The sequence below is a fragment of the Sphingomonas segetis genome (genome assembly GCF_009720245.1).
GTDB classification, from domain to species: domain Bacteria; phylum Pseudomonadota; class Alphaproteobacteria; order Sphingomonadales; family Sphingomonadaceae; genus Sphingomicrobium; species Sphingomicrobium segetis.
Genome location: NZ_WJSQ01000137.1, coordinates 1 through 7,316 on the forward strand (window position 1 = coordinate 1; position 7,316 = coordinate 7,316).

Consider the following 7,316-nt stretch of genomic DNA (forward strand, 5'->3'; position numbering starts at 1 on the left):
GGCGCAACCGTCATCAGCCTTCAGAACGGGATCAGCAACATCGAAGCGCTCGAGCAGGGGCTGCGCGGCCGGTTCGAGATCGCCCGCGGCATGGTCGGCTTCAACGTCGTCTATCTCGGCGACGGGCCACGCGGACACGCCCATGGCGCGGCAACTCGACCCGCCCCCGATCGCCTTTGCCGACCGGAGCCGCGCCCGCGAGCGCAGCCCGTTCGCGCTCTACCAGGTGATCAACCAGGGGCTCGAGGGCACCGCGATGCAAAGCTTCGCGCAGCTTCCCGACGCCGACAAATGGGCGCTCGCCTATCAGGCCAGCCGGTTCGCCTTCCCGGACGCGCTGGCCCGGCAAGGCAAGGACCTCTGGGATTCGGACCCGGCGCTGCGTGCGCGGATCCCGGATTTGAACGCGCTGAGCTCGCTCTCGGAAGCCGAGCTCGCAAAGGAGATTGGCGAGGACAAGGCGGGTCCGATTATCGCTTATTTGCGCGCGCATCCGGATGCGGTGACCGCCAAAGGCTCAACTCTCGCGCTTGCGCGCCAGCGGCTCAGCGAGAGTCTCGCCGCCTATCGCGCCGGCAATCGCGACGAAGCCAAGCGGCTCGCGCTTGCCGCCTATCTCGATGGTTTCGAGCCGGTCGAACCGATGCTCGGCGCCCGCGACGCCGCCCTGCTGGCGGAGGTCGAACGGCAGATGGGCGAGCTTCGCGCCGGCATCGCCGCGAACCGCGCCCCAGACGAGATTGCCGCGCAGGTCTCGACGGTCGATTCGTTGTTCGACCGGGCCGAAGCCGCGCTGGCGCCCGATCAGGCGAGCGATGCGTCGGCGTTCCTCGGCGCTTTCACCATTTTGCTCAGGGAGGGTCTGGAAGCGCTTCTCATCGTCGTCGCGATGCTGGCCTTCCTGAACAAGGCCGACCGGCCGGAGCTCACCCGGCCGGTCCATTACGGCTGGACCAGCGCGCTCGCCGCGGGCGCCCTGACCTGGTTCGTGGCGACGAGCCTGATCACCGTCAGCGGCGCGAGCCGCGAGCTGACGGAAGGATTCGGGTCGCTGCTCGCCGCGGCCGTCCTGCTGTTCGTCGGCATCTGGATGCACGGCAAGGCCCAGGCCGGGCAGTGGCAGCGTTACATCCGCGACAAGCTGCACAGCGCGGTGACCGGCGATTCGCGCTGGTTCCTGTTCTCGCTGGCCTTCATCGCGGTCTATCGCGAGGTGTTCGAGACGATCCTGTTCTTCACCGCGATGGCCGCGGAAGGCAGCGTCGCCAGCCTCGTCGCCGGCGGGCTCGCCGGAGTGGTCGTGCTCGCGGCAATTGCCATCGCCATGCTACGGTTCAGCCGGCGCCTGCCGATCGGCAAGTTCTTCGCCTACAGCTCGGCGCTGGTCGCGGTGCTTGCCGTGGTGCTTGCCGGCAAGGGCGTGGCCGCGCTGCAGGAGGCGGGCATGATCTCGATCCACCCGCTTGTCGACTGGCCGAGGCTCTCGATCCTGGGGGTGTTTCCGACGCTGCAGGGCGTCGCCATCCAGTTCCTGACTCTCGTCGTGCTGATCGCCGGCTTCATGTGGAATCGGCGATCGGCGCAGACGGCGACCGCATAGCCGCGCGGGGGCTGGCATCGGTCCTTGCGCTGTCCTATCGCTCCGGCACGGCAATGGAGAGTGCGATGGCGGGCAGCGTCAATAAGGTCATCCTGATCGGCAATTTGGGACGGGATCCCGAGTCGCGAACGTTCAACAACGGCGGGAAGGTCGTGAAATTCAGTCTCGCCACGTCGGAGACCTGGACTCGCGACGGCGACCGCCAGGAGCGAACCGAATGGCACAACGTCGTGATCTACGACGAGAAGATCGGCGACGTCGCACAGCGCTTTCTGCGCAAGGGCTCGAAGGTCTACATCGAGGGTGCGATGCAATATCGCGAATATGACGACGCCAACGGCCAGAAACAGAAGATTGCCGAAGTCGTGCTCCAGCGTTTTCGCGGTGCGCTGACCCTGCTCGACAGCCGCGAAGGCGGCGGCGCGTCCCGCGGGTCGTTCAGCGAAGATGGTCAGGATTTCGGAAGCGCGCCCTCGCGCACCCAGTCGCGCCCGCAACCTGCAGCGTTCGACACGGACCTCGACGACGACGTTCCGTTTTAGGCTTCGTCGCTTCCTTTCTTTAGTGCGGCGAGCGCGGCGAACGGACCGGCCTGCTCCTCGGCCAGAACCCCGGCTTGCCTGAGCGCGGCATCGGCGCTCGCGCTGCGTGGATAGGGGTCGACGCTGAGCGCGAGTGTATCCGCCAGCGCGGTGCCGAGGTCGATTGCCGCGCCATCGTAGAAGACGATGTCGCAATCCTCTGCCCCGAGTTCGATCTCTTCGTCCGGCCGTTCCGGCTCCGGCTCGGGCATGAAAAGGAGCGTGAACGCATCGTCGACGTGCGCCGCAACAGGATCGTTCGTGACTACGCAGCTTTGCTCGAGCGATGCGATGATCCGTCCTTCGGCGCGGATCTGCGGGCCTGTGCGCGACAGCGCCACGTGCGCCTCGAAGCGGCCGAGCGCCCTCAAGTCGAGCCGCTCGGCGATTGCGCGCCGCTCCGACTCGTCGGCGACGAGGTCGAGCCGCTCGCCGTCGCGGATCTGGTCGAGGCGCAGATGGTGGGCGAAGCGTTCCGTCATGCGAGATTCCCCTGCTCGAGGTCGTCGAGTCCGGTATGTCCAAGCCTCGCCCACAGCCGCCGGAGCGCCGCTGTGGAGTGGTCAACGTCATCCGGCGCCACCCCCGCTTTGTAGAGGCTGTCGCGCGCGGCCGATGCCCAGTCGCCGTCGGCACTCACCGCTTCCCGCCAGCGGTCGGTCCGTCGCGCCAGCGAGCCGACCAGCGTGCGCACCTTCTTGCCGAGCGCCGGGTCGCCAATGCCAAGTTCGCGATGCTCCGATTCCATCACTTCGATGAACCGTTCGGTGAGCGCGACCGCCGCTCGATCGCCATCCTCGCCGTCCGATTCGAGCCGCACCAGCACCAGAGCGGTAACCGTCGCGAGCATCGCGAAGCGACCGTCCAATATGTCGGGGACGGCGCCTTCGACATACCAGTGCGGCTCGCGCGCGATGCGCGTAACCGCGTCGAACAGCGCCGCTCCGCGCGGTGGCTCGGCCGTTAATCTCCGGAACAGGAAGTCGAGCATAGGTCCCTTGGCGCTGCCTGGGCCGCCGGCCCGCAGTCTTGCGATTTGGCGCGAGGGCCATATTGAGGGCGCAGCGGCGCCATGCAAGGCAGCGACGCACGTCCGGCGCGCTTCGAGCGTCGAGGGAAGGAAGCAGGATCACGATGAAGCTCGGCTTGTTCAGGGTTACGACGATCGCGGCCGCGGCGCTGCTCGCCGCCGGCTGCGCCAGCAATCGCGCGCACAAGGGCGCGGTCATCGACCCGCAGCTCGCAAGCTCGATCCAGCCCGGTGTCGACAACAAGGCTTCGGTCCAGAAGCTGCTCGGCACGCCTACGCTCCGGGGCCAGTTTACGCCCACCGACTGGTATTATGTGTCGCGCGACACCAACCAGTTCGCCTTCCGCAACCCGCGGGTGACGAAGCAGACGGTGATGCTCGTCCGCTTCGATCCGGCGGGCAATGTCGCGTCGATCCAGAAAACCGGCAAGGAGCTGGTGCTCAACGTCGATCCCACAGGCCGAAGCACGCCGACACTCGGCCGAAGCAAGAGCTTCTTCGAGGAGCTATTCGGGAATATCGGTTCGGTCGGCTCGGCCGGCATGCCGGGTTACGGCGGCAACCGTCCGCAGTAACCGCGCGGCGCTTCCGCAGCGCGGCCCTTTCCCCTAATCGGTCGGCATGACCGCAACCCCCGCCGGCATGACCTATGCCGATTATCTGCAGCTCGACCAGCTGCTCTCGGCGCAGCAGCCCTTGTCGGACCTGCACGACGAGATGCTGTTCATCGTCATCCACCAGACCAAGGAGCTGTGGATGAAGGAGATGCTGCACGAGCTTCGGCTGGCGATCGGCCTCGTCGAGGCAGACCGCTTCGCCGAGGCTTACAAGGCGATGGCGCGAATCAGCCGCATCCAGGCAGTGATGACCCTGTCGTGGGACGTGCTCTCGACGCTTACTCCCGTCGATTACCTCAAGTTCCGCGACGTTCTCGGCACGTCCTCGGGGTTCCAGTCCGAACAGTTTCGCGAGATCGAGTTCCGTCTCGGGCTCAAGGAACCCAATTTCGTCAATCACTATCCGGAAGGGGGCCGCGAGCGCGCGGCGCTCGAGCAGGCGCTTTCGGAACCCAGCCTCCGCGAAGCGGCGACCGCGGCGCTCGAACGCGCCGGGTTCGATGTCGGCGACCGTTCGGTCGTCGCGCTTGCGGCCGCGTGGCTCGAGGTCTACCGCGACGCCGATCGCTGGTTCGAGCTGTACGAACTCGCCGAGAAGCTGGTCGACATCGACGATGCGCTCGCCGGCTGGCGCCACAAGCATGTCCTCACCGTCGAGCGGATCATCGGCAGCCGGCGCGGCACCGGCGGCTCGGCCGGCGCGCCCTACCTCCGCTCGACCCTCGACAAGCGCGTCTTCCCGGAGCTGTGGTCGCTGAGGACCGATCTTTGAGATTCAAATCGCTGTTCGCGCGAAGCCTCTCGGCCGATCCGGGGCGGCTGCATTTCGCCGCGCACAGCCATCACCTGTGGCCCGACGCCAGCTTCGACGGCCACATGCAGGCGTGGGATGACGCAGCGCGCCTCGCCGACCGCAAGTGGGACAAGGTGATGGACGAGGTCTGGCCTGAGGCCCAGGCCCATGTCGCGCGCGAGCTCGGCAGCGGGCAGCCCGACGCGATCGTGTTCGCGCCGAACACCCACGAACTGCTCGTGCGGCTATTCGCTGCCTGCTCCTCGAACTGGCCCATCCGCGTGCTGACCAGCGACGGCGAATTCCATAGTGCTCGGCGGCAGCTTGCGCGATGGGAAGAGGCGGGCGCGGCCGCCGTCGAGCGAATCCCGGTCGAACCGTTCGGCACCTTCCCCGAGCGGTTCATTCGAACCGCGAAGAACGGCGGCCACGAGTTCATCTTCGTGAGCCAGGTGATGTTCGGCAGCGGTACCGTGTTCGATCGCGTGGATGAGGTCGCCGCGCTTGGAATGCCTGGAGGCCCGTGGGTGGTTATCGACGGCTATCACGCCTTCATGGCCCTTGATCGGCCGTTCGGCGAGGCGGCTGCGCGCACCGCATTCTACCTCGGCGGAGGCTATAAATATGCGATGGCGGGCGAGGGCTGCGCCTTCATGCACGCGCCGCCCGGGTTCGGTGAGCGGCCGCGGATAACCGGCTGGTTCGCGGAGTTCGAGGACTTGAGCCTGCCTCCCGGGACCGTCGGCTATGCGAAGGACGCGAGCCGCTTCCTCGGCGCGACGTTCGACCCGTCGGGTCTTTACAGGTTCAACGCCGTGCAGCGCATGCTCGAACAGAACGGCCTCACGACAGCGGACATTTCCACGCACGTGATGGCCCTGCAGAAGCAACTGACTGAATCGCTCAACGGCACGGCATTGGACACGGCCGACCTGCTGAATCCGCTCGACGGATCGCCGCACGCCCGGTTCCTCGCCTTCCGCAGCACCGAAGCGCAGCGCTGGTACGAAGCGCTCAAGGCGCGAAACTGCATCACCGACGTGCGCGGCGACGTGCTCCGGATCGGCTTTGCGCTCTATCACGACGAGGCGGACGTCGATCGACTTGCAGGCTTCCTTGGGGAACTTTCATGACCACGGCCGCCGCTCCGCAGCGAAGCGCATCGCTGGTCCTCGCGCTGCTGCTGGTCGCCTATATCTTCAACTTCCTCGACCGACAGATCCTCGGCATCCTCGCCCAGCCGATCAAGGCGGACCTGAATCTCTCCGACACAGAGTTCGGCGCGGTCGGCGGCCTCGCCTTCGCTTTGCTCTATTCGGCGCTCGGGGTCCCGCTCGCGTTCCTCGCCGACAAGACCAGCCGCAGCGCCGTTGTTGCGGGTTCGCTGGCGGTTTGGAGCGGTTTCACGGCCCTGTGCGGCACCGCCGCGGGGTTCGGCCAGCTGTTCCTCTTCCGTCTCGGCGTCGGGGTCGGCGAGGCGGGCGGCGTCGCCCCCTCCTATGCGCTGATCGCGGATTATTTCCCGCCCGAGCGCCGCGCGCGTGCGCTCGCGATTTTCTCGCTCGGAATCCCGATCGGCCTCGCCGCGGGCACATTGATCGGAGCTTACATCGCGCATGCGGTGAACTGGCGGGCCGCATTCGTGGTCATGGGCGTCGCCGGAGTCGTTCTTGCGCCTGTCCTGTGGCTGGTCGTGCGCGACCTGCCCAGGCGCGCGGTGGCGGCTCAAGCGCCGCTCGGCAGCGTGTTCTCGATGCTCGCGCGCAAGCCCGCGTTCTGGTTGCTCGCCTTCGCCTCGTCGGCGAGCTCGCTATGCGGCTACGGGCTGGCGCTGTGGACGCCCTCGGTGATGATGCGCAGCTTCGGGCTCGACCTCCTGACGACCGGCAATTTCCTCGCCTCGCTTCTGCTGATCGGCGGCTGCGCCGGCGTGTTCGGCGGAGGCTGGCTCGCCGACCGCCTCGGGGCGCGCGACCGCGCCTGGTACGCCAGGCTCCCCGCGATCGCCTGGATCGTCTCGGTACCGACGTGGGGCCTCGGGCTGATGGCGCCGAGCCTGTGGATTGCCTGGCCGCTGCTGCTGATCGGCAATGCCGTGAACATCCTGTGGCTCGGCCCGGTGATTACCGCCGTCCAGCATCTCGTCCCGCGCGCGATGCGATCGACCGCCTCGGCGAGCTTCCTGCTGATCAACAATCTCATCGGCCTCGGCGTCGGCCCGCTGCTAATGGGACGGCTCTCGGATGCGCTCAAATCGACCTATGGCGTCGATGCACTGCGCAACGCCGCCGTCGCCTGTCTTGGCTTTTATCTGGTCGCGGCGCTGCTGATGTTTCTTTCCGTGCGCTCGCTGCGCGCCTCGTGGGTGAGCGACCAAAATTAACTAAGTATCTGAACGTTCAAGACATTTCAGGTTCACCCTGGTGCGCTAAAGTGCAAGTACCATCCGTTTAAGTGTGGAACGGTGACACGGACGGGCCGTTTTAGCCGTTCGAGAGGAGAATTTGTGATGACCAGGGTATTTCTCGCCGCCGGCGTCGCCGCGTTGGCGATCGCGGCCCCGGCCAGTGCGAAGCCGGGCGGACACGACGGCAATCGGGTCGAAAAGGCAGAGCGCGGCGGCGGTCAGAACGCTCAGCGTCAGCAGAGGGCGCAACGGACCGAGCGTGCCGCGCCGCAGAGGCAGCGCGCCGAA

The 7,316-nt window shown here is 66.8% G+C and carries 9 protein-coding genes; 7 read left to right on the top strand and 2 right to left on the bottom strand.

The genetic code is table 11. From position 1 onward, the window contains the following. The first annotated feature begins 142 nt into the window (after positions 1 to 142). Positions 143 to 1,600: an FTR1 family iron permease gene (locus tag GH737_RS11730; RefSeq protein ID WP_420853449.1), complete on the top strand. Its 1,458-nt coding sequence runs from the start codon at positions 143 to 145 to the stop codon at positions 1,598 to 1,600. A 65-nt stretch (positions 1,601 to 1,665) separates the two neighbouring features. After that, on the top strand, positions 1,666 to 2,142 hold the full coding sequence (gene ssb / locus GH737_RS11735; protein WP_155264994.1) for a single-stranded DNA-binding protein: 477 nt from the start codon (positions 1,666 to 1,668) through the stop codon (positions 2,140 to 2,142). On the opposite strand, the gene GH737_RS11740 is transcribed toward ssb, so the two are convergent. Next, positions 2,139 to 2,663, bottom strand: a complete 525-nt coding sequence (locus GH737_RS11740) for a YceD family protein (RefSeq protein ID WP_155264995.1) — start codon at positions 2,661 to 2,663, stop codon at positions 2,139 to 2,141. The genes ssb and GH737_RS11740 overlap by 4 nt on opposite strands. Next, positions 2,660 to 3,172, bottom strand: a complete 513-nt coding sequence (locus tag GH737_RS11745) for a ubiquinol-cytochrome C chaperone family protein (RefSeq protein WP_155264996.1) — start codon at positions 3,170 to 3,172, stop codon at positions 2,660 to 2,662. Before GH737_RS11745 ends, GH737_RS11740 begins: the two co-directional genes overlap by 4 nt. A 143-nt stretch (positions 3,173 to 3,315) precedes the next feature. Here GH737_RS11745 and GH737_RS11750 point away from each other — a divergent pair, with 143 nt between their 5' ends. From GH737_RS11750 to GH737_RS15340, 5 genes are all read left to right on the top strand, one after another. Further along, positions 3,316 to 3,786, top strand: coding sequence for an outer membrane protein assembly factor BamE (locus GH737_RS11750; RefSeq protein ID WP_155264997.1), 471 nt, complete (start codon positions 3,316 to 3,318; stop codon positions 3,784 to 3,786). Positions 3,787 to 3,832: 46 nt separating this feature from the next. Continuing rightward, a complete protein-coding gene (locus GH737_RS11755) occupies positions 3,833 to 4,600 on the top strand; it encodes a tryptophan 2,3-dioxygenase (protein WP_155264998.1) in 768 nt (255 codons plus the stop codon). Further along, on the top strand, positions 4,597 to 5,754 hold the full coding sequence (locus GH737_RS11760; protein ID WP_155264999.1) for a kynureninase/PvdN C-terminal domain-containing protein: 1,158 nt from the start codon (positions 4,597 to 4,599) through the stop codon (positions 5,752 to 5,754). Before GH737_RS11755 ends, GH737_RS11760 begins: the two co-directional genes overlap by 4 nt. Continuing rightward, positions 5,751 to 7,004, top strand: coding sequence for a spinster family MFS transporter (locus GH737_RS11765; protein ID WP_155265000.1), 1,254 nt, complete (start codon positions 5,751 to 5,753; stop codon positions 7,002 to 7,004). The genes GH737_RS11760 and GH737_RS11765 overlap by 4 nt, the downstream gene beginning before the upstream one ends. 126 nt (positions 7,005 to 7,130) lie before the next feature. After that, positions 7,131 to 7,316, top strand: a 186-nt coding sequence (locus tag GH737_RS15340) for a hypothetical protein (RefSeq protein ID WP_196233131.1), incomplete at its 3' end; no start/stop codon positions are given.